Origin of the sequence: Mucilaginibacter lappiensis (assembly GCF_050433765.1) — a bacterium.
GTDB lineage: Bacteria > Bacteroidota > Bacteroidia > Sphingobacteriales > Sphingobacteriaceae > Mucilaginibacter > Mucilaginibacter lappiensis_A.
The window spans coordinates 234675-257300 of sequence record NZ_JBNPWP010000002.1 but is presented as its reverse complement, the minus strand read 5'-3'; the positions used below and the strand labels follow the sequence as shown (position 1 = coordinate 257300).

Here is a 22626-nt window from a genome sequence, read left to right as displayed (position 1 = left end):
TGTAACAGCATTTAGCTCAAATTGATTTGGGTAATTTTACAAACCTTTTAGTTAAGTTGATTAACATTTAAAACATATATTTTATTATATACATTTAATGTTTTATTTATAAGTTTTAGCTTTTGTAAATTGCAAGCCTATGAATGTATTAATTGTTGAAGACGAGAAAGGCTTAGCCCTTGAAGTTGATGAATTTTTAAGCCATGAAGGTTTTACGGTTGAACACGCACGTACCAAAAAATCGGCCGAGGAGAAAATATTTGTAAACAACTACGATTTTATACTGCTTGATCTGGGCTTGCCCGACGGCGACGGTTTTGACCTTTTAAAAATGCTGAAAGGCCTTGATAAACGTGAAGACGCCGTAATTATACTAACTGCACGCGGGGCGGTGGATGACCGGGTTATGGGCCTTGAGCAGGGTGCAGACGATTACCTGGCTAAGCCGTTTTCATTAAATGAACTTTTAGCACGTATGCATGCCATAACACGCCGCAAACACCGGCTGGAAAGTAATGATATTAATATAAAAGGCCTGCTGGTTAACATACAAAACCGCACTGTAATGTATAACGATGAGCGTATTAATCTCACCAAAAAGGAGTTTGAGATATTCAACTACCTGGTATTAAATAAAAACCGGGTAATTTCACGTACCAATTTAACCGAGCATGTATGGGGCGATGTACTGGAAATTAACTCCGACTCGAACTTTGTTGATGTGCATGTTAAAAACCTGCGCAAAAAGCTATCGCAATATATCCCGATTGATTGGTTTGAAACTGTACGGAGCATTGGCTACCGCATTAATATTTAAACTACATCATTAACAAATGAAACTACAGGTAAAACTGGCCCTATATAATACTTTAACCAAAGTGGCCATTATTTTATTTACCGGCTTGCTCATATTACTATCTATTGAAAAGATATCATACAACCATATTGAATTGCGGTTGGAAAATGCTCAAAAGGAAATTTTAAGGAGCTTTCCATCAAAGGAGATCAATAACTACCTGGTTAACGGGAAAGTTTATATCGATTATAACATTTTAAAGACGGAGTTTATCACCATACAGCCGGTAAAATACCAGCCAAAGGAATCCAAAGCCGTTACTTTCTCTTCGGAGGTACGTACTTTTGAAAGGAATTCAGAAAATTATCGCGTCCTTTCGCACAAGTTTAATTTTAATAACCACACTTACCGGCTTGAAATTGGCGAGGCTATTGAATCTGTTGAGGAGCTAAAATCAATTATAAAAAGATTTACTTTACTGGTGTTGTTTATTGCCCTTGTGCTTACACTGGTTAGTGACCTGGTATTCACCAAATTTTTGCTTGCACCTTTTTATAAAATAATAGACCGTAAACTAATCAAAGTGAACGATCCGATGAACTTTGATTATGAAAAAATTAAAACCACCACCCAGGATTTTGAACTGCTTGACGATAGCATAAGCAAGCTTATGAAAAAAATATCGAACCTTTTTATTCTGGAAAAACAGTTTATTGCCAATGTATCACATGAGCTGCTTACCCCTATATCCATCATCAGTTCAAGGCTCGAAAATATTTTATTGCAGGAAGAACTTAGCGAAGGCAGTGAGAATAAAATGCATGCTTCGCTTAAAACCTTAAACCGCCTAAAGTCCATCATCAACAGTTTATTGCTGATATCAAAAGTGGAGAACAACCAGTTTGATAAAGCTGATGTGGTTATGATAGCCGGTGTTATTAAAGAAATACATGAAGAGCTGGAAGACCGCATGGATGAAAAACAGCTAAAATTCACCAACCATCTTAAATATATTTACTCCATAGAAGGCAACCGGCCTCTTATGCATACCCTGTTGTTCAATATTATCAACAACTCCATAAAATACAACCATCCTACCGGTACTATTACCATTAGCGATGAACTTACGGAGGATAATTACTCGATCATTATTGCCGACACTGGTGCCGGCATGGACCAAAAGCAAATAGAAAACGCTTTTAACCGCTTTGAAAAGTTTGATACTGACGAAAAAGAAAGTTACGGCTTAGGTTTGGCCATAGTAAAAAGTATTACCGCTTTTCATGATATTAAAGTTCAAATAAACTCGGTTAAAAGCAAGGGGACTGCCGTAAAGTTGATATTTAACCACTAAACTTAACTTCACAAAATCTTCATTCTTACTTTATTACTTTGTTCCAAGTTTTAGTAAGTGTTACCCCTGTTAAAAAAGGCTATTTGTAAAGAATAGCCTTTTTTGTTTATATCATTTTATTCCTTTTTACCAGGTAGGCCTTTAATATGTTATGGTATCCTTCGTGTATGTCGGCATCAATAAGGTCAATGTGGTATTGAGCGCATTTTAATTCCAGCTCATGACGGTATGCTGCTAATGATGCACGGTAAGCATCACGCACCTTGCCTGGATGTACCTTTATTTCGGCCCCACTCTCTATATCAACAAAGTGATGGGGGCGATTATCAAAATTAAAATCAAGCTCTTTTTGTTTATCATGAACATTAAAGATGATTACCTCGTGCTTATTAAATTTTAAATGTTGTATAGCTGCAAAAAGTGATTGCAATTTATCGGCATTCAGGTTATTCTCCAGCATATCACTAAAAATAACAACCATAGACCGCTGGTGAATTTCCTGGGCAATATGATGCAGTACATCTGTTATGTTGGTAACTGTATTTATCCGGGGATTGCTGTACATTTTTTCGAGCTCGGCATACAAATGGAATAAATGCGTTGATGTTGATTTTGCCGCGCTGAGCCAGTCTATTTTATCCGAAAAAAGGCATAAACCAAAGGCATCGCGCTGTTTTTTAAACAAGTGCATCAATGAGGCTATAGCATAAGTAGAGAACTGCAGCTTATTCAAACCCTTTTCAGGAAAATTCATTGACGATGAAGTATCCAGCAATAAATAACAACGCAGGTTGGTTTCCTCCTCAAACTGCTTTACAAACAATTTATCGGTACGGGCCAGCAGCTTCCAATCTATATTTTTTACCGATTCGCCGTTATTGTACAAACGGTGCTCTGCAAACTCTACAGAAAAGCCATGAAACGGGCTCTGATGCAAGCCGGTTATAAAGCCTTCAACCACCTGCCGGGCAAGCAGCTCAAGGTTGGCCAGTTGCCTTATTTGCTGATCGTCATTAAATTTGGGCATAAGGCTAATATAGGACATAAAAAAAGCGTCACCAAATAAGGTAACGCTTTTCAAGTAATTTAAATATGGTGGATTAAGCTATTTATAAACTTAATTTTGCCTTGTTGATTAAACTAATTGCTTAGCTAATTTATCAGTTAATACTGATTTTGGAACAGCACCAATTTGTTTATCCACAATTTCGCCGTTTTTAAAGAACAATAAAGCAGGGATATTACGGATACCGAATTTCATTGATATTCCAGGATTGTTGTCAACATTAACTTTACCAACAACGGCTTTGCCTTCATATTCTTTTGCTATATCTTCAACAACAGGACCTACCATTCTACACGGACCACACCATTCTGCCCAAAAGTCAATAAGTACAGGTTTGTCTGATTTCAGCACAAGTTCGTCAAAGTTCGCATCAGTTATTTCTAAAGCCATGATTTCTATTTTTTAATTTTTGTATTACAAATATATACTATTCAAATAGCTTGCCACAAGTTACACCTGACAATGTGACAATTATATTAATATAGATTTAAACATCCACCATAACTATCCCTTAGTAAAGTTTTAAAAATATTTCGGCAAAAGCTGAGAATTGGGTTCACATGGTTTACACATTTTATGGTTAACATTGACTTACTTTACTGAAAATCAACTAATTAATTAAATTTTAAGCTAATTAATGTAAACCCGCTATATGATGGTAAAAGCAAAGTATTCCATATCATTAACTAAGCTATTTATTAACATTTTACCATTATTGACCATTTGAATGATCCAGTCAGAAAATTAAGAAAATCAAACAATAAAAACCAAGAGATTATTGAGGGACAAAACAAAGAGAGTTTATTTAGAATACCTTTTTGGGGTCGTCAGTCTAATAGTATATTGCATTACAGATTATCTGTTTCTGATTTTTTGTTTAAATTCTTCCAACGATAAAGTTGTTGCATTTCCGTTTTCATATTCCTTTAGGCGATCATTTAACTCATTTAAAAAGTCTTTATCTTCCCAAAGGTCAAGTTCCTCTTCAATCTCACTCTCTACCATGGTATAAATAGCCGCCACCTTTTTATCGTCGGCAAAACGGATATATTCATGTAAGCGCTCTCTTATTGTTTCGGTACTCATAAACATAAGCTTTATAAACAAATTTAATCTAAATACTCAACTCTATCAAGCCTTTAATGCAGCACCGGTTGAGTATTGGTTAAATTAAAAATATTCGCCATCAGATCATCGCTTGGATTAACCCTAAAGTTTTTGGAGGCCAGCTCAACCAGCATCGCTTCTTCCCGGTCCTTGATCTGGAAGCGTAGCTTGCAGTTTTGTACTGGGTATTTTTGATTGTTTTCAGTAATTACATGCTGTATATCATCAAGCAATTTGCTATTAAGCATGTGCACATCTATACACACGGTTAATGATTTGGTAAGCTTATCCCGCATTTCAGATAACAGGCTCATTACCTGTATCCGCAGATCCCAGTTATCCTTTTGACGGAATTTTTCTTCGATATTACCTTTAAGATGCAGGAAATAACCATCCATCATCAGGTTACGGAATTTTACATAATCCTCGCCAAACATCGCAAACTCGTATGATTCATTGTAATCTTCAAGCACAAAGGTACCGAAGGGCTTACCCGTTTTGGTCATTTTATGCTGCACGTTTGATACCAGGCCGCCTATCCTGATCTCGCCTCGTTTACGGAGGTCGTTAAACGCGCCCATAATTTCCTCGCCGCCTTCGCCCGAGCGTGCTTTTTGCATCAGTTTCAGATCGCTGATGGTACTGTTGCAAAACCTTTCGAGTTCAACTTTATAATTATCAAGCGGGTGGCCGGTTAAATATATACCGATCACCGTTTTCTCGTATTTCAATTTTTCAATTAATGGCCATTCCTCTGCTTCGGGCATAGCCGGTTCAGGAACGTATGAAGCTACCGATCCGCCAAATAATGACGATTGCGAACTGCTCTGTACATTCTGATAATCGTTGGCGTACTTTATCAGGCGTTCCACACCGGTTAAAACACCCAGGTCTGTTTTAGCAAAAAATTGCGACCTGTTGATACCAAACTCATCAAAAGCGCCGCCATAAACCAGGTTCTCGTACGATTTACGGTTTACGCTGCGGGTGTTTGAACGACGGGCAAAATCATAAACAGAGGTATATGGCCCTTTTGCATCGCGCTCTTCAATAATACTTTCAACCGCTTTATCACCCACGCCTTTAACCCCGGTTAATCCAAAACGAATCTGCGCTTTGCTGTTCACCGCAAATGCCATGTCCGACTCATTAATATCCGGGCCTAAAACCTCAACACCCATCCTGCGGCATTCCTCCATAAAAAAGGTGATCTTTTCCATGTTGTTCTGGTTATTTAAAACCGCGGCCATATACTCTGATGGGAAATGCGCTTTTAAATAAGCGGTTTGGTAGGCCACAAAGGCGTAACAGGTAGAGTGCGATTTATTGAAGGCATATTGTGCAAAGGCCTTCCAGTCGGTCCATATTTTGGTAAGCTTATCTTTGGGGTGTCCTTTGGCTATGGCCCCATCCATAAACTGGGCCTCCATTTTGTTAAGCACCTCAATTTGCTTTTTACCCATGGCTTTACGCAACACGTCGGCATCACCCTTACTAAAACCAGCCAGCTTTTGCGACAGCAGCATCACCTGCTCCTGGTATACCGTAATACCATAGGTTTCGCCCAGGTATTCCTCCATATCAGCCAGGTCAAATACTATAGGTTCCCGGCCATGTTTACGATTAATAAAGTTGGGTATATATTCTATCGGTCCCGGACGGTACAGGGCGTTCATGGCAATTAAATCCTCAAACTTATCGGGTTTAAGCTCGCGCAGGTACATTTGCATACCATCACTTTCAAACTGGAACGTACCGTTGGTATCACCCCTTTGATAAAGCTCATAAGTTTCCTTATCATCAAGCGGTATATAATCAATATCAATGTGTATACCGTGGTTCTGCTTGATCATCCTTAACGCATCCTTAAGAATGGTTAAAGTTTTAAGACCCAAAAAGTCCATCTTGATAACCCCGGCATCCTCAATCACGCGGCCGTCATACTGGGTAACCAGCAGGTCAGAGTCCTTCGCCGTAGCAACGGGTACAATGTCCGTCAAATCATAAGGGGCAATAATGATACCCGCGGCATGTACACCGGTGTTACGTACCGAGCCTTCCAACTTTTCGGCCTCACGCAGTACCTGCCCGCGCAGGTCATTGCCGTTTACTATATCCTTTAGTTCGGGTACCTGTTCAATAGCCTCACGAAGGGTAATACCCAGTGTATCAGGCACCAGCTTTTTAATGGCGTTCATTTCAGACAGCGGCATGTCCAGTACCCGCCCCACATCCTGTATACTGGTACGGGCAGCCATGGAGCCATAGGTGATGATCTGCGCCACCTGGTTCTTGCCATATTTATCTACCACGTAATCAATAACCTTTTGTCTGCCGGCATCATCAAAATCCGTATCAATATCGGGCATTGATTTACGATCCGGGTTAAGGAAACGCTCAAACAGGAGGTTGTACTTCATGGGATCGATGTTAGTGATCCCCGTACAATAGGCCACTACTGATCCCGCCGCCGAACCACGGCCCGGGCCAATAAATACCCCGATATCGCGCCCGTGCTTAATAAAGTCGGCCACAATTAAAAAGTACCCGGCAAAACCCATGGTACGTATGGTGAACAGCTCAAAGTTAATGCGCTCTTCCACCTCGGGCGAAATATCTATATAGCGCTCTTTAGCGCCCGTAAATGTTAAATGTTTTAAATATTCCCATTGGTTAAGCGTATCGGCATCGGGTGTGCTGTGGATCTTAAACTCATCGGGGATAATAAAGTTGGGTAGTAAAATATCGCGTTTAAGTTTCAGTACCTCAACCTTATCAACTATCTCATTGGTATTATCCAGTGATTCGGGCAGGTCATTAAACAGGCTGCCCATTTCCTGCTGCGTTTTAAAGTAAAACTGGTCATTAGGGAAACCAAAACGATAACCACGACCACCTTCTTCATCGGTGGCAATGGGTGTGCTTTGCATATCGCCGGTGTTCACACACAGCAAAATATCATGCGCGTTGGAATCCTGCTGATCTACATAGTGCGAATCATTGGAGCAAATTACTTTTACATTATACTTTTTAGCATAAGTAAGCAACACCTTATTTACAATGTTTTGATCGGGGATGTCATGGCGTTGCAGCTCAATATAAAAATCCTCGCCAAACAGGTCAAGCCACCATTTAAACTCTGTCTCGGCAGCTTCAGGGGTGTCCCTTAATATCGCCTGTGGTACCGATGCCCCTATGCAGCAGGTGGTGGCAATTAGTCCCTTATGGTATTTTAATATCAGCTCTTTATCAATACGGGGCCATTTGCTGTACAAGCCTTCCATATACCCCAAAGAGCATAGTTTAACCAGGTTTTTATAACCTTCAGGATTTTTAGCCAGCATCAGCTGGTGGCGGCGTAAGTCTTTTTTCTCTTTGGTAAACTGCTTTTTATGGCGGTCTTCTACCACATAAAACTCGCAGCCAACAATGGGTTTTACGTTGTGTTTTCCAGCTTCGGCAACAAACTTAAACACACCGAACATGTTACCGTGATCGGTTATGGCCAGCGCTTTCATCCCATCTTTGGCGGCCTTTTTATACAGTTTTGATATATCGGCGGCACCGTCAAGTAATGAGAACTGGGTATGTACGTGTAAGTGAGAAAAATCTGGCATAATAAATCCGTTTCAACAAAAATCTGGTAGAAATACAAAGTTATTAAAAAACAAGTCCGGGTGGTCAAGTGTTGAAAAACTATGCTCTTTAATAATTTTTCATCTATGGGCAGAGGGGTTAGATGATTGTGTGTAACTTGAACCGGGATCATCAAAATAGGTATTTAGCATACTATTTGATAGTTTATATATAAAAACAGCATAACCTTTGAAAAATTTATACAATTGAAAAAATTTGGACGAATAGCCCTAAAAACAATACTCTGGATAATTACAAGTGTCATTTTCCTGGTGCTGCTTGTAGTTATTTTAATACAGGTTCCTGCTGTGCAAAATTTCGTTAAAAATAAAGCCGTAAATTTTTTAGAGGGGAAAATTCACACTAAAGTACAAATTGGCCACATTAGCTTAGGCTTGCCCAAACTGCTGATATTGCAGGATGTTTACTTTGAAGATCAGAAAAAAGACACGCTTATAGCAGGCGATAAATTAAAGGTTGATATCAGTCTGTTTAAACTGCTTCATAATAAGGTAGAGATCAATGAAATTAACCTGCAGGGTATTACCGCCAATGTAAGCCGCGGGGCCGACAGTGTTTTTAATTTCGATTACATTATCAACGCTTTTGTTGGTGAGCAAAAAAAAGAGGTTAAGCCCGAGGATACTACATCAACCATGAAGTTCTCATTGGATAAGATCAATCTCGACCGGATCAATATCAAATATAAGGATGTAACCACAGGCAACGATGTGCGTTTTTTACTGGGTCACTTTGATACCCGGATAAAGGATTTTGATATGGATAAAATGAAATTTACCATACCCAGGATCACCCTGTCTGATGTTAACGCGCGTATTATTCAAACCCCTGCAGGCTCGTCAATTGCACAGGCCGCCGCGGTTGACACCGCCACCAAGCCCCTTAACATGGACCTTAATTTGGGGATTATTGATGTATCAAAAATAAAGGTTGATTACCGCAGCAGCGAAATGAGCGCCAATGTTAACCTGAACAAGCTTTTGGTTGACATGGATAAGATAGATCTTAAAAACCAAAAGGTAGGCATTAAAAACATCGAACTGAATGATACCAAAGCTGCCCTGAGCCTGGCCAAACCCAAAACTGTACAAAAAGCGGTTGTAAAAACTATCAAGAAACTTGATACCCTGGTTTCATCGCCGCAAACATCAAAATGGGCAGTTACTTTGGGTAAAGTAAGTTTTACCAATGATCATATAAAGTTTGATAACGAAGCGCAAAAAGCCATACAAAAAGGGCTTGACTTTGGGCACATGGATATGCGCAACCTTAACGCCCAAGCCGAAAACATTTCCTACAGCCCTGATACCATTTCGGGTAAAATAAATTCCTTTTCCTTTAATGAAAAAAGCGGTTTAAAGATCAACAAGTTCCATACAGCATTCTTTTACGGTCCAACCAATGCTTACATGAACGATCTGCTACTGGAGACCCCTCAAACCATTCTGCAAAAATCAGTACAGGTAAGATACCCGTCAATTGACGCCATCACCAAAAATATTGGCGAACTGGGTATTAATGCCAATTTAGATGGCAGCCGTTTAGGTTTAAAAGATGTTTTATTGCTGATGCCCACTATGGCAACCATGGAACCTTTTAAAAGCTCGCCGGGTACGGTTTTCAAAATAAACGGCAAGGTTAGCGGGCAGGTGAATAACCTCAATATCCCCAGCCTGGAGGTTACCGGCCTGAGCAGTACACACATTAAGGGATCAGCCAAAATGAAAGGTTTGCCCGATGTGAACAAAGCTTACTTTGATGTCAACATTGCCGATTTTACAACCACCCGCAACGATATTACCAAACTGGCCCCGGCCGGCAGCATTCCGCCCAATGTAAGCATTCCTGAAAAGATGAACCTGAAAGGCACGTTTAAGGGCGGCATGACCAATTTTGACACCAAAATGGGGCTCCGTTCCAGTTATGGCGCGGTTGACCTGGTCGCGTCAATGAAAAATGGCCAGCATAAAGGCGCCGAACGTTATACTGCCAATATCAAAGCTAATGATCTTAATGTGGGCGCATTAACCAAGCAACCGCAAATGGTTGGTAAAATAACCATGAGCGCCGACCTGAAAGGGGTAAGCCTTGATCCGAAGAAAGCCAGCATCCAATTTAATAGTAACCTGGCCAAAGCTTACGTAAAGGGCTATACCTATCAAAATCTGGTATTAAAAGGCAGCTCCAGCAATGGCAATTATACAGCCATTGCCCGCATGAAAGACCCTAACATTAATTTTAGTCTGGATGCCAAAGCTTACCTCAACAGAAAATACCCATCGGTTAATGGAACTTTACTGGTTGATAGCATCAACCTGCAAAAACTGAATTTTGTTAAGGACGATATGCGTTTTCATGGCAAAATGGTGGCCAACGTACCTACTGCTGATCCTGATTACCTGAATGCCGATATACTGGCTACCGAACTGCTGGTGATAAATAAAGGGCAACGCATCCAGATGGATACCGTAAGCCTAAAATCGACAGCCAATGCCGATAGCAGTACCCTGCGTTTAAAAACACCTGTTATGACAGCCCAAATGGCCGGTAAATACAAGCTTACCCAAATAGGCGATGCTGTGCAGGATGTGATCAACAAATATTTCAACACCGACATAGCGGGTGGCCAGCAGGTAGCTGAAAAAAGTCAAAAGTCAAAAATTAAAAGTCAAAAGTCAAAGGCAACATTGCCAGTAACAAAGCCCAAATACTCCCCGCAGCAATTTGTGTTTGATGCAAAGTTGGTTAAAACACCACTGCTTACCCAGTTTGCGCCCGACCTGAAACAGCTTGATCCCGTATTGCTGAAAGGCAGCTTTAACAGTCAAACCGGTGAATTGGTGGTCAACGGATCGATGCCAAAGGTTGTTTATGGCACCAACATAGTGAATAATGTAACACTGGCTATTAACACCGGCAACAATGCCCTTAACTACAATTTTGCTGTTGATGAAGTTAAAGTAGGTTCGTCTTTAGATCTGTTGTACACCAGCTTATCGGGCAGCGCCCAAAACAACAAGCTGAATGTGAACCTGCAGGTGCGTGATAAAGCAAAAAAAGACCGTTACCGGCTTGCGGGTGTATTCAGCGTTTTACCAAACCAATACCAGTTTAGCTTTTTGCAGGACGGCCTGCTGCTTGATTACACTAAATGGGCCGTTAATGCAGATAACTCGCTGCAATATGGCCCTAAAGGCATACTGGCGCATAACTTTACCATTACTAACAGCAACCAAGTACTCAGTATTAACAGCAATCCGCAGGAATTTGACGCTCCTGTTACTGTTAACTTTAACAATTTTAAGATAGAAACGCTTACCAAAATAGCCCAACAGGACTCCCTGTTGGTGGGCGGCACAATTAATGGTAATGCTGAGATCAGCAATTTCCAGCAATCGCCGGTATTTACCGCGGCCATTAATGTGAACGATTTTAGTTTTAAAGGAGATACCGTAGGTAACATCGCGCTCAAGGTAAATAACCAAACCGAAAACGCTTACGCTGCCAGCATGAGCATTACAGGCAAGGGCAATCAGGTTGATCTTAACGGTTTATATTACACCAGCCCCGAAAGCAAGTTTGATATGAATTTGAACATTGTTAGCCTGAGCATGAAGAGTATTGAAGGCTTTAGTTTTGGCAGCCTGCGCAATTCATCGGGCAATATCACAGGCCAATTAAAAATAACAGGCACTACCGATGCACCCGCAGTACGGGGCGATGTTCATTTTAATAAAGTTGGCTTTAATGTGGCTATGCTCAACTCCTACTTCCGGATGCCGCAGGAGAGCATCACTTTTAATGACGAAGGCATCCGCTTTAATGATTTTACCCTGGTTGATTCTACCGGAAGCAAGGCAGTTGTGAGCGGTAGTGTTTATACCAAAACTTATACTGATTTTGCGTTTGGCCTGGATATCAACGCCAGGAATTTCAGGGTGATCAACTCAACTCAGGCAGATAATAAACTGTACTATGGCAAGTTGTTTATGGATACCCGCGTTAAAATACGTGGCAATATGACCAAACCCGTAGTGGATGCCAATTTGACGGTAAATGAAAAAACCGACCTGACAATAGTGCTGCCCACTACCGACCCAAGTGTTGAGGATCGTAAGGGTGTGGTTGTGTTTATAAACAAGGATGCGCCTAAATTAGATTCGATCCTTTTGGCCAGACGGCTTGATTCTCTGAAAAAATCAGAGGTTACGGGGATGGATGTATCGGCAACTATTAATGTAGATAAAAACGCGGCCTTTACCATTGTGATTGACGAAGCCAATGGCGACATAGTACACCTGAAAGGTGAAGCAAGTTTAAATGCCGCTATTGATCCAAGCGGTAAAATTAACCTAACCGGGACTTATGAGGTAAATTCGGGCTCGTATGATCTGTCGTACGCTACTGTAAAACGTAAATTTAACTTTAAAAAAGGCAGTACCATAGTTTGGACCGGCGACCCTACCAGCGCCAATATTGACCTTACCGCCATTTATGTGGCCAACGTACCACCTATTGACCTGGTTGAAAATCAGTTAACAGGCGAAAACCAGGTTCAATACAAGCAAAAGCTGCCCTTTAATGTAAACCTGAACCTTAAAAACCAGCTGCTTACACCCGACATCAGCTTTGATATCGTATTGCCTGATAGCAATTACTCGGTATCAAGCGAGGTAACCAATACTGTTAATACCCGCCTGGCCCAGGTTAGGCAGGACCCTAATGAAATGAATAAACAGGTACTTGGGGTATTGGTACTTGGCCATTTTATTGGCGATAATCCCTTACAAAGCCTGGGCGCAGGCACCACAGCCGAAGGATTGGTACGGAACAGCGTAAGCAGCCTGCTATCAGACCAGTTGAACAGGCTGGCAGGTAACCTGATTGCCGGAGTGGATCTGAACTTTGGGCTTACATCAGGCGAGGATTACTCATCGGGCACGGCAACCAACCGAACGGACCTGAATGTGGGCTTATCCAAACGTTTCCTGAACGACAGACTTACCGTGAGCGTCGGCAATAACTTTAACCTGGAAGGCAACCAGGCAGGGCAAAAAGCAGCCAATATTGCGGGTGATGTATCTGTAAACTATAAACTAAGCAAAGATGGCCGCTATGCCCTGCGCGCCTATCGCCGCGATGAATTTATTGTGATACAGGGGCAGATCGTTGAAACCGGTTTAGGATTTACCCTAACGGTTGATTATAATCGTTTTAAAGAAATATTCCGGAAGCGCACACAGGAAGAACGGGCATTACGCCGTCGTTACCAGCAGCAGGAAAAAGAAAAGAAAAAAGCGGCGGATGATGCTGCAGCAAAAGCGCAAAATGATGCAGTGAAAGCAGAAGAACAAAAAGAGCCAGAGCAAAAAAAACAAACGCCTACTACAAACTAAGTTTATGAGCAAACACTTAAGATATATAGTAATACTATCTGTTTTTTTACTGAGTGCCTGCAGTGCTACCAAGTATCTGGCTCCCGGCCAGAAACTGTATACCGGCGGCGAGGTGAAAATTCAGGATAAGGATATCAAAAAGAGTGATGCCAGCGCATTAAGCGATGAGCTGCAGCTTTTGCTGCGGCCTAAACCCAACGGTTCCATACTGGGTTTAAGGGTAAAACTATGGATATATAATAAAACACGTACTAAAAAAACAAAAGGCCTTGCACACTGGCTCAATACCAAGTTTGGTGAGCCTCCTGTTTTGGTAAGTTCTGTGGATCTGGAAAAAAACAGTGGTATACTGCAAAACAGGCTGCAAAACAAAAGTTACTTCCAGGCACAGGTTACGGGCGATACAGTAGGTAAGAAAAAAACAGCCAAGGCTGTGTATACAGCCGTAACCGGACCAGGGTATAAAATACGAAAGGTGATGTTTCCGCAAGGGAAAGAAAACATTGATACCGCTGTTGCCGGGACTGCTGCCAAAACCTTCTTAAAACCCGGAGATAATTACAATCTGGACGTAATTAAAAACGAGCGCCTGCGGATTGATGCACGCTTAAAGGAAGAGGGTTATTATTATTTTGCTCCCGAAAACCTGATCATGCGGGTTGACAGCAGCATAGCCGGTCACCAGGTTGATATTTTTGTAGCTGTTAAAAGAAGCACCGCCGACAAGGCTAAAACTATTTATACCATTGATAATATTTATGTGTACCCCAGCTACTCCCTGCGCGATACTTCCCTTAATCTGGATAAGGCACAGAAATACCGTTGGTATAACATCATAGAAAAAAGAAAGACCGTAAACAGCTATATTTTTGCCAACACGGTTTTAATGCGACCAGGCGGGGTATATAACCGCACAGAACATAACAACTCTTTAAACCGCTTTGTTAACCTGGGGCCTTACAAATTTGTGAAGAACAGGTTTGAGGATGTATCAACCGATTCATCAAAACTAAATGTGTTTTACTTTTTAACGCCTTACAAAAAGAAATCATTACAGCTGGAAATACTGGGCCGTACCACATCGGCAAATTATACGGGCTCGCAGATAAACATTAACTGGCTTAACCGCAACGCATTTAAAGGCGGCGAGGCTTTAAAGGTGACCTTATTTGGTAGTACCGACGTTCAAGTGGGCGGTGATAACAATGGCTTTAACGTATACCAGGCTGGTATAACCACAACGCTTTCGTGGCCACGATTTATCAGCCCTATTTATCCCAAAGCCGATAATGCCTATATACCGCATACTAACCTGACATTAGGATATACGCTGGTTAACCGTCAGAAACTATATACGCTAAATTCATTTAATGCGTCGTTTGGCTACCAGTGGAAGGAGAATGTGCACCGCACACATGAGCTTAATATATTGAATGTAACCTTTGTTAATCCGCAAAGTGTATCGCAGCTTTATCTGGATAGCATCAGCAATAAAAACAAGCCTCCCGGCACACCGCGAAATCCTGCATTGCAGCATGTTATTGATAAGCAATTCACTTTAGGCCCGAGCTACGGTTATACTTTTACCAATACTACCGAAGATTACCGTACCAATAGCATATATTATAATGGTAAAGTAAGTTTATCAAATAACATTTATGGTTTAATTACCGGTGCCGATACCACAGGAGGTAAAGTACGTAAGCTTTTTGGAGCTATATTTAACCAGTATGTGAAACTGGAAAACGAGATCAGGTATTTTCATAAAACCGGGCCCAACAGCACTTTTGCCAGCAGGCTGATTGTAGGTGTTGGCCTCCCTTATGGTAACTCTACCCAGTTACCCTACAGCCAGCAGTTTTTCATAGGCGGACCAAACAGTTTACGCGGTTTCCAGGCGCGCTCATTAGGTCCCGGGTCCTATGATCCGAGAGCGCTTATCCAATCAGGCGATTTTCTTCCGGATGAGTCAGGTGATATAAAAATTGAAGCGAATGTGGAATACCGGCCAAAACTGTTCAGTATAGTGCGTGGTGCTTTATTTGTAGATGCTGGTAATATTTGGCTGTTGCATACCGGCAGCAGACCAGGGTCTGCTTTTAATAAAAACTTTGTGAATAACCTGGCTGTTGACGCCGGCTTTGGTTTGCGCTTTGACTTATCTGTATTGGTGTTACGCACCGATATGGGTTATCCGCTCCGTACACCATACTTACCTGAAGGGCAACGCTGGGGTTTTAATTCGCGGTATGCTGTGTTTAACCTGGCTATCGGTTATCCGTTTTAATTTTGAATTATTGAATTGGCGAATTATTGAGGTTAAGATTGAAATACTGACTTGCAGGCAATAATTCAATAATTATTTTTCGGCTACGCCTATTACTATGTACTTGCTTTTGTTGGGGATGGCCCAGCTAAGCATGTTATCTATGTTTCCTAAAAAATTACGCTGCCATTCGTTCCTGCCCATGCACCCAAAAAAACCAGTGGTTTTGTAATGCACTTTATTATAAGATGAAAACACATCATTTATCTCGTCGAACGTTAAATAATTCCAGCCTTTTGTTCCAAAATTTCTCCTCAATATCTTGTGTAAAAAAGTAGCTTCCAAATTTTCTGCGAACAGCAACTTCCCTCCTGGCTTAAGCGCTTTATGGATTTCATTCAGCGTTTTTGCTTTGTTCTGTTGGTTACCGCTACTAATGCCCCCTACTATCGACTTAAATATAACCACATCAAAATGGTTTTCATACGGAATATTGGTAGCGTCCATAGCGGCATAGGTAATTCTGGGGGTACATCTATATTTTTCATGTATACGATGGGCATCAGCTTCAGGTCCGTTAAGATCTGTACATAACACATTGTTACCATTTAACGCAAGCCACAGAGACATTCCTCCTTTACTTGACCCTAACTCCAGGCATTCATAATTTTTATTTGTAACCTGAGCATTATCTTCCCAGTACTTAATAGCGCTTGACCAGTTTACAATATCCCAGGCCACTATGTCTTTAATAACTTCTCTTTCCATATTTGTTTAACAGGTAAACAGATTTATAAGTTAATTTGAACGTCAATACAGAAGCTTATGATTTAAACATCTATAAAATAAATATATAGATATATATATGTGCGGGCATGTTCAATATACTTTACACTTTTTGTATAAAACTTTACATTTTTAACCAAACTAAACCATAAGTAAGTATTTGTTTTAATTATTGAGCTGTCGATTTCCCGGATTATTGAATAAAATTACTATCATTATCAGATGACTATATCTATTCCGCTCCAGATCATTGACCTGCATGACGACGGCTTTCACCCTCTGCTTGAAATTACCCTGTTCGGAAAAGCTTTTATCATGGTGTTGGATACCGGCGCATCAAAAACAGCGTTTGACCGCACCGCCCTTTTCGAGGCCAATGAAACTACCAACATATTAGCCAGCGACAGGCTCTCAACTGGTTTAGGTACCAACAGCATGGAATCGTTCACGGCAATTATAAGCGGTATGTTTATTGGCAGCCTGCCCATAGCCGATTTTGAAGTAGCCGTTTTAGATCTGTCGACCATCAACATAGCCTATAACCAAATGGGCCACCCGCAGGTATTAGGTGTTTTGGGCGGTGACATATTGATGAAATATAAAGCGGTAATTGATTATGGCAAGCAGGTGATGAAATTGAAAAAGCCACGCTATAAATAAAGCAGGGCTTAAAATTCTCTAATTAAAAAACTGTTTCTGGTTTCAGGTTATTTGGTTGCTGGGTTTAACGCTGTAAACTGCCTGCAAAAGTGTATGGTGGCAAGGTTCACCAATGCAAATAGCATCATGGTCGCCACAAATATTTTTGGTGATAAATAGTCAATAAAACTCCACGGAGAATTAAGGGTTAGTACACCAAACAAACCAGACGGTGTGCATACCATTGCAATTAAATGGGCTTTTAAAAATGATTGTTTACCTTCAACGCTTTTCAATACTCTTCCTTTTAACGAAAAATACGCATACATACCCGGCGAACAGCACAATAACATACACACAATCAATAAAAATAATTTTACCTGCATAACGTCGGGCAGCTTAAGGCTTAAAAACAGGACCGCCATTGTAAAGCCCAGCATGGGCCAGGTGAGGTAATGTTTAAAACTTTGCAGCCATCGTTTTAGTATACTTTGTTTGTAAATGTCATCCTGCTTAATCGCAAGATCTTGTACACCCTCATCCCCTCCAAAATGCCCGTCAACCACTTGTTGAAACAGGGTTTCCATATTCCTATTGTCGCCCACTTCGCGCTTTTGTTCCATAGCAGATATGATGTGGTCAAGAATTTCATGGTAGATCTCCCCGTGTTTGATCTGGTATGTTTTCATACGCTCATCAATCCATTTTAACTCTTCTGCCGATAGTTTCATTTTACAGCCGGTTTAAGGTTTAACAACATTTGTAGCTGATCAATAAACAATTGTGCCTCGCTCAGTTTCGCGGTGGCTTCCTTGCCGCCTTCTTCCGTAAGGCGATAGTATTTACGAACGCGGTTATCAACTACCTGGGTAAATGTTTCTAAAAAACCATCGGCTTCCAGTTTATGCAATGCCGGGTATAACGCTCCCTCGGTAAGCATGATCTCGCCAGCAGTAACCTCTTTTACCTTTTGCGTAATTTCATATCCATACATCTCTGCATTATCTTCCAACAATTTTAAAATAATAGTTTGCAGCGTGCCTTTCAGCAATGGGTTGGTACTCATATATCAAATGTAATATTATTTATATACATAACAAAATTATGTATATAAATTTAAAAGCGTAAAAAAAGCCCCGCTTTAACTAAAGCAGGGCTTAAATATTTACTCCCCCTTTAGGGGCAGGGGGGCTTCCTATGTATCTATCTTAGCATATTTAGCATTACGCTCAATAAACTCGCGGCGTGGGGCAACTTCATCGCCCATTAACATACTAAAGGTATGGTCGCACTCGGCAGCGTTTTCAATGGTAGCACGTTTTAAAGTACGTGTTGCCGGGTTCATGGTGGTATCCCAAAGTTGGATATCATTCATCTCACCCAAACCTTTATAACGTTGTACGTGAACGCTATCTTCCTTACCGCCGCCTTTTAAGCGTTGTATAGCGGCATCGCGCTGTACATCGTTCCAGCAATATTCAGATTCTTTACCTTTTTTAACCTGGTACAACGGCGGTGATGCAATGTAAACATAACCTGCTTCAACCAGCTCTTTCATATAACGGAAAAAGAAGGTAAGGATCAGCGTTGTAATGTGTGAACCATCCACGTCGGCATCTGTCATGATAATGATCTTGTGGTAACGCAGTTTGGTTATGTTAAGCGCCTTATCATCTTCAGGTGTACCGCGGCTTACGCCAAGACCGGTAAACATATTCTTGATCTCTTCGTTTTCGTATATCTTGTGCTCCATGGCCTTTTCCACGTTCAGGATTTTACCTCTTAAAGGTAAAATAGCCTGGTATTCGCGGTCGCGGCCCTGTTTGGCGGTACCACCCGCCGAGTCACCCTCTACAAGGTATAGCTCGCAAAGTGACGGATCGTTATTGGCACAATCAGACAGCTTGCCCGGCAAGCCAGATCCTGTCATTACGCTCTTGCGCTGAACCAGTTCGCGGGCCTTGCGGGCAGCGGCACGGGCAGTAGCGGCAAGTATTACTTTATTAACAATCAGTCTGGCCTCTTTAGGATTTTCTTCCAGGTAGTTACCCAAAATTTCGCCAACTGCTATATCAACAGCACCCATAACCTCATTATTACCTAATTTGGTTTTGGTTTGGCCTTCAAACTGAGGTTCCTGAACTTTTACCGAAATTACAGCGGTTAAGCCCTCACGGAAGTCATCACCGGTAATCTCGATCTTCATGTTTTTCAACAAGCCCGATTTATCGGCGTATGCCTTTAAGGTACGGGTTAAGCCCCTGCGGAAACCTGCTACGTGAGTACCACCTTCAATAGTATTAATGTTATTTACATACGAGAAAACATTCTCGGAGTAAGTATCATTGTACTGAAAGGCAAGCTCAACCGGAATACCATTTTTAATACCATCAAGGTAAATAGGATTAGGGATGATGGTTGAACGTGTGCCATCTAAAAACTTAACAAACTCACGTAAACCACCTTCTGAATAAAACTCCTCTGATATGAAAGTACCATCCTCGTTAGGAATGCGCTCATCAGTTAAACTAAGGCGGATACCTTTATTTAAAAATGAAAGCTCACGTAAACGACCGGCAAGCGTATCATACTTATATTCGGTAGTAAGGGTAAATATCTCCGGATCGGGTTGAAAAATGATGGTAGTACCACGTTTTTCGGTATCACCAATGGTTTTAACATCATACTGAGGCTTACCTTTTTCGTATTCCTGTGTCCATATTTTGTCTTCACGGTAAACCAAAGCCTGCAAGTGGGTCGAAAGCGCGTTAACGCAACTTACACCCACACCGTGCAAACCGCCCGATACCTTGTAAGTATCTTTATCAAACTTACCACCGGCGTGCAATACCGTCATTACTATCTCCAATGCCGACCGCTGTTCTTTGGTGGTTATCCCTGTGGGGATACCGCGGCCGTTATCTTCAACCCTAATTCCGTTATTTTTTAATATGGTGACTTTTATAGTATCGCAGTGGCCGGCAAGCGCCTCGTCAATAGAGTTATCAACTACCTCATATACCAGGTGGTGTAAGCCTTTAACGCCTGTATCACCAATGTACATGGATGGGCGTTTACGTACCGCCTCTAAACCTTCTAATACCTGTATATTATCTGCTGAATAATTGGATTTGTCCTGATTTTCTTCGCTCATATTTATTTAATACAACAACCTTCAAAAATACGAAATTAACTCCGAATTAACGATTAGTTGTTGATAAAAATGAACACAAATGTGCAAATAATGATTGATGTGCAAATGTGCAGATTTCAAATGTGCAGATGAGTTTGCGTGATCCGAAATTTTATAATTTATGAATTGATAGAGTTCTCATCTGCATATCTGCACATTTGAAATCTGCACATCTATCACATCTGATTAGGATACTTGCCATGAAAGGTTATCTTTGTCAAAATTTTTACTTTAAAAAGATAAAGCTGCTTGTGCAACCTTAACAAAACGTTATAATTGCACACAGAAATTAAAATAAAGAATAAAAAACGGCGTAATTTTTAATTGCACCAGCTAACATAAACACGAAAAAATCAATTATTAAATGAAAACTACGGCTTCAATTTTAACAAAATTCACATTAGGGATATTAATTGCCGGAAGCATAGCCGCCTGCAATCAAAATAAAACTGCCGACAAACCGGCCGCCGCCGCTGCAACTGGCGATAGCAAAGAAACTATCGTTTATATCAATTCAGACTCTTTGTTAAGCAAGTATGATTATGCAAAGGATATGAACAAGCGTTTGGAAGATAAAGGCAAATCGTCTCAAAGCGATCTTCAGGCTAAAGGACAGGCTTTTCAGCGTGAAGTTGCCGATTACCAAAAAAATGCGGCTACCCTGGCAGCCGATCAGCGCCAGGCTACTGAGCAACGTTTACAACGTAAACAACAGGAATTACAAGGCTATCAGCAAAATGCTACTGCCGAGTTTCAACAATCACAGGCTACTGAAAACACCAAGCTTTATGATAAAATTGCCGATTTTACAAAGACCTATGCTAAAGAAAAAGGCTATAAACTGGTGTTAACTTTTTCAAAAGCCAACCCAACTGTATTATATGGCGATGCAACATTAGATGTTACTGCTGATGTTGTTAAAAGGCTAAATGACGCTTACGCTAAGGATAAAAAATAATATTTCAGATGTGCAGATTTTTGATGTGCAGATGTGCAGATAAAATCTAAGTGATCTTAAATAAAAAAATCACAAAATATTAACTTATAAAAACCTCAACTATCGTTGGGGTTTTTTAATTTAGGAGAATATGGAAAATACAGCACATGAAAAATTTATGCGGATAGCTATTGAGCTATCCGAGTATAATGTAAAGCAAGGTATGGGAGGGCCATTTGGTGCTGTTATAGTTAAGGATGGCATGATCCTGGCCCGCAGTGCTAACCGTGTTGTGCCCACAAATGATCCAACCGCACATGCCGAGGTTTCGGTAATACGCCTGGCCTGCCAGGAGTTGGGAACTTATGATTTGACAGGCTGCGAAATTTATACCAGTTGCGAACCCTGCCCCATGTGCATGGGAGCCATTTACTGGGCTCGTATAGATAAGGTGTATTATGCCAATACCAAAGCCGACGCCGCGGCCATCGGTTTCGATGATCATTTTATTTACAATGAGCTGGGAAGCCCGATGGCGAACCGCAAACTATCCTTTGTACAATTACTGCGTGATGAGGCCTTGTCTGCCTTTAAACTTTGGGAAACAACAGAGAATAAAACTGATTATTAATGCAATTGAAAATGGGTTAATTTGAGGATTTGAAAATAACTAACGTGCATTTTCAAATCGAAGAATCTTCAAATTTACCTATTCCTTTTCTTCCTCTTTATCCTCAAAAAAGTTATCCTTCAAATCATCAATTTCCCGGCGGTCAAGCTTGGTTGGCCGGCCTGTACCACGGTCGCGTTTAAGTATGGGAGCATGAAACATAGATTTAAAGGCCTGTGTTTGTTCAACCGGGGTAATATCCAGGTAATAATCAACTGCTTTTTTTGCATCTACCCTGTTTTCGAGCAGACCGGTAACGCGGATCACTTTTTTATCCGGCCCCTTTGATACCTGGTATGTATCGCCAATTTTCACTTCGTACGATGCCTTGATATTTTTAGTATCCAGTTTTACGCGCCCGGCCTTGCAGGCATCAGATGCCAGGGTGCGGGTTTTAAAAAGCCTGATGGCCCACAGGTATTTATCTATTCTAAGTTTTTCTTTTTCGGGCATGAGTAAAAAATCAATTCCAAAATTATGAAATCCTTAACACTAAACGGCTTTGAATTTTATGTTTTGGAATAAAGAATTTTTTCATTTACTCCACGAAATAACAGTCAATCAGAGGTATAAACTTCCATTCTTTATTTTCCACCTGTATACTCCCCGTCATCATAAGAAATTGGTGAACAACACAAGTCCTTAATGTTATTAAAAAATAGCTGATGCTTATATCCCCACTTTAGGTGATTGACGATAATATCCGCTTGCTTGAACTTTGCCCCCGTTCTGATCTTAGTAGCCATGATGAAAAACAGA

At 41.0% G+C, this 22626-nt stretch carries 16 protein-coding genes; 7 read left to right on the top strand and 9 right to left on the bottom strand.

Going from position 1 to position 22626, the window contains the following annotated elements; genetic code table 11:
* Positions 1-139 precede the first annotated feature (139 nt).
* Together M2273_RS06535 and M2273_RS06530 are read left to right on the top strand one after the other, a co-directional pair.
* A complete protein-coding gene (locus M2273_RS06535; RefSeq protein ID WP_429394484.1) occupies positions 140-817 on the top strand; it encodes a response regulator transcription factor in 678 nt (225 codons plus the stop codon).
* A 16-nt stretch (positions 818-833) separates the two neighbouring features.
* The gene (locus M2273_RS06530) at positions 834-2150 is read left to right on the top strand and encodes a sensor histidine kinase (protein ID WP_429394482.1); all 1317 of its coding nucleotides are present in this window, start codon (positions 834-836) and stop codon (positions 2148-2150) included.
* A gap of 106 nt (positions 2151-2256) precedes the next feature.
* On the opposite strand, the gene M2273_RS06525 is transcribed toward M2273_RS06530, so the two are convergent.
* The 4 genes from M2273_RS06525 to dnaE form a co-directional block, all read right to left on the bottom strand.
* Positions 2257-3177: a DUF58 domain-containing protein gene (locus M2273_RS06525; protein ID WP_429394480.1), complete on the bottom strand. Its 921-nt coding sequence runs from the start codon at positions 3175-3177 to the stop codon at positions 2257-2259.
* A 108-nt stretch (positions 3178-3285) separates the two neighbouring features.
* Complete coding sequence (gene trxA / locus M2273_RS06520) at positions 3286-3606, bottom strand: thioredoxin (RefSeq protein WP_429394478.1); 321 nt, start codon at positions 3604-3606, stop codon at positions 3286-3288.
* Between the two features lie 465 nt (positions 3607-4071).
* A complete protein-coding gene (locus tag M2273_RS06515; RefSeq protein ID WP_429394476.1) occupies positions 4072-4302 on the bottom strand; it encodes a hypothetical protein in 231 nt (76 codons plus the stop codon).
* Positions 4303-4355: 53 nt separating this feature from the next.
* Entirely contained in the window at positions 4356-7940 is a 3585-nt protein-coding gene (dnaE, locus tag M2273_RS06510) for a DNA polymerase III subunit alpha (RefSeq protein WP_429394474.1), read from the bottom strand.
* Between the two features lie 225 nt (positions 7941-8165).
* Here dnaE and M2273_RS06505 point away from each other — a divergent pair, with 225 nt between their 5' ends.
* Both M2273_RS06505 and M2273_RS06500 read left to right on the top strand, forming a co-directional pair.
* Positions 8166-13376: a translocation/assembly module TamB domain-containing protein gene (locus M2273_RS06505; RefSeq protein ID WP_429394472.1), complete on the top strand. Its 5211-nt coding sequence runs from the start codon at positions 8166-8168 to the stop codon at positions 13374-13376.
* Positions 13377-13380: 4 nt separating this feature from the next.
* On the top strand, positions 13381-15663 hold the full coding sequence (locus M2273_RS06500; RefSeq protein ID WP_429394470.1) for a BamA/TamA family outer membrane protein: 2283 nt from the start codon (positions 13381-13383) through the stop codon (positions 15661-15663).
* A gap of 72 nt (positions 15664-15735) precedes the next feature.
* On the opposite strand, the gene M2273_RS06495 is transcribed toward M2273_RS06500, so the two are convergent.
* Positions 15736-16410, bottom strand: a complete 675-nt coding sequence (locus tag M2273_RS06495; protein WP_429394467.1) for a class I SAM-dependent methyltransferase — start codon at positions 16408-16410, stop codon at positions 15736-15738.
* A gap of 240 nt (positions 16411-16650) precedes the next feature.
* On the opposite strand from M2273_RS06495, the gene M2273_RS06490 reads away from it, so the two are divergent.
* Positions 16651-17088 (top strand): aspartyl protease family protein, encoded by a 438-nt coding sequence (locus tag M2273_RS06490; protein WP_429394464.1) that lies wholly within the window; start codon positions 16651-16653, stop codon positions 17086-17088.
* Positions 17089-17135: 47 nt separating this feature from the next.
* Here the strand turns inward: M2273_RS06490 and M2273_RS06485 are convergent, their stop codons facing one another.
* The 3 genes from M2273_RS06485 to gyrB form a co-directional block, all read right to left on the bottom strand.
* The gene (locus tag M2273_RS06485; RefSeq protein ID WP_429394461.1) at positions 17136-17798 is read right to left on the bottom strand and encodes a hypothetical protein; all 663 of its coding nucleotides are present in this window, start codon (positions 17796-17798) and stop codon (positions 17136-17138) included.
* On the bottom strand, positions 17795-18133 hold the full coding sequence (locus tag M2273_RS06480) for a PadR family transcriptional regulator (protein WP_429394459.1): 339 nt from the start codon (positions 18131-18133) through the stop codon (positions 17795-17797). Before M2273_RS06480 ends, M2273_RS06485 begins: the two co-directional genes overlap by 4 nt.
* Before the next feature lie 129 nt (positions 18134-18262).
* On the bottom strand, positions 18263-20221 hold the full coding sequence (gyrB, locus tag M2273_RS06475; protein ID WP_429394456.1) for a DNA topoisomerase (ATP-hydrolyzing) subunit B: 1959 nt from the start codon (positions 20219-20221) through the stop codon (positions 18263-18265).
* Between the two features lie 403 nt (positions 20222-20624).
* On the opposite strand from gyrB, the gene M2273_RS06470 reads away from it, so the two are divergent.
* Both M2273_RS06470 and M2273_RS06465 read left to right on the top strand, forming a co-directional pair.
* Positions 20625-21218 (top strand): OmpH family outer membrane protein, encoded by a 594-nt coding sequence (locus M2273_RS06470; RefSeq protein WP_429394453.1) that lies wholly within the window; start codon positions 20625-20627, stop codon positions 21216-21218.
* Positions 21219-21348: 130 nt separating this feature from the next.
* Positions 21349-21828, top strand: a complete 480-nt coding sequence (locus M2273_RS06465) for a nucleoside deaminase (protein ID WP_429394451.1) — start codon at positions 21349-21351, stop codon at positions 21826-21828.
* A 78-nt stretch (positions 21829-21906) separates the two neighbouring features.
* Here M2273_RS06465 and M2273_RS06460 read toward each other — a convergent pair whose 3' ends face one another.
* Positions 21907-22320 (bottom strand): RNA-binding S4 domain-containing protein, encoded by a 414-nt coding sequence (locus M2273_RS06460; RefSeq protein ID WP_429394448.1) that lies wholly within the window; start codon positions 22318-22320, stop codon positions 21907-21909.
* Positions 22321-22626 lie beyond the last annotated feature (306 nt).

Bases quoted from the DNA above. Each gene is read 5' to 3' on its own strand.
- trxA (WP_429394478.1), bottom strand. From the start codon at position 3,606: ATGGCTTTAGAAATAACTGATGCGAACTTTGACGAACTTGTGCTGAAA.
- dnaE (WP_429394474.1), bottom strand. From the start codon at position 7,940: ATGCCAGATTTTTCTCACTTACACGTACATACCCAGTTCTCATTACTT.
- M2273_RS06500 (WP_429394470.1), top strand. From the start codon at position 13,381: ATGAGCAAACACTTAAGATATATAGTAATACTATCTGTTTTTTTACTG.
- gyrB (WP_429394456.1), bottom strand. From the start codon at position 20,221: ATGAGCGAAGAAAATCAGGACAAATCCAATTATTCAGCAGATAATATA.
- M2273_RS06490 (WP_429394464.1), top strand. From the start codon at position 16,651: ATGACTATATCTATTCCGCTCCAGATCATTGACCTGCATGACGACGGC.
- M2273_RS06470 (WP_429394453.1), top strand. From the start codon at position 20,625: ATGAAAACTACGGCTTCAATTTTAACAAAATTCACATTAGGGATATTA.
- M2273_RS06480 (WP_429394459.1), bottom strand. From the start codon at position 18,133: ATGAGTACCAACCCATTGCTGAAAGGCACGCTGCAAACTATTATTTTA.
- M2273_RS06495 (WP_429394467.1), bottom strand. From the start codon at position 16,410: ATGGAAAGAGAAGTTATTAAAGACATAGTGGCCTGGGATATTGTAAAC.
- M2273_RS06465 (WP_429394451.1), top strand. From the start codon at position 21,349: ATGGAAAATACAGCACATGAAAAATTTATGCGGATAGCTATTGAGCTA.
- M2273_RS06535 (WP_429394484.1), top strand. From the start codon at position 140: ATGAATGTATTAATTGTTGAAGACGAGAAAGGCTTAGCCCTTGAAGTT.
- M2273_RS06525 (WP_429394480.1), bottom strand. From the start codon at position 3,177: ATGCCCAAATTTAATGACGATCAGCAAATAAGGCAACTGGCCAACCTT.
- M2273_RS06515 (WP_429394476.1), bottom strand. From the start codon at position 4,302: ATGAGTACCGAAACAATAAGAGAGCGCTTACATGAATATATCCGTTTT.
- M2273_RS06530 (WP_429394482.1), top strand. From the start codon at position 834: ATGAAACTACAGGTAAAACTGGCCCTATATAATACTTTAACCAAAGTG.
- M2273_RS06485 (WP_429394461.1), bottom strand. From the start codon at position 17,798: ATGAAACTATCGGCAGAAGAGTTAAAATGGATTGATGAGCGTATGAAA.
- M2273_RS06460 (WP_429394448.1), bottom strand. From the start codon at position 22,320: ATGCCCGAAAAAGAAAAACTTAGAATAGATAAATACCTGTGGGCCATC.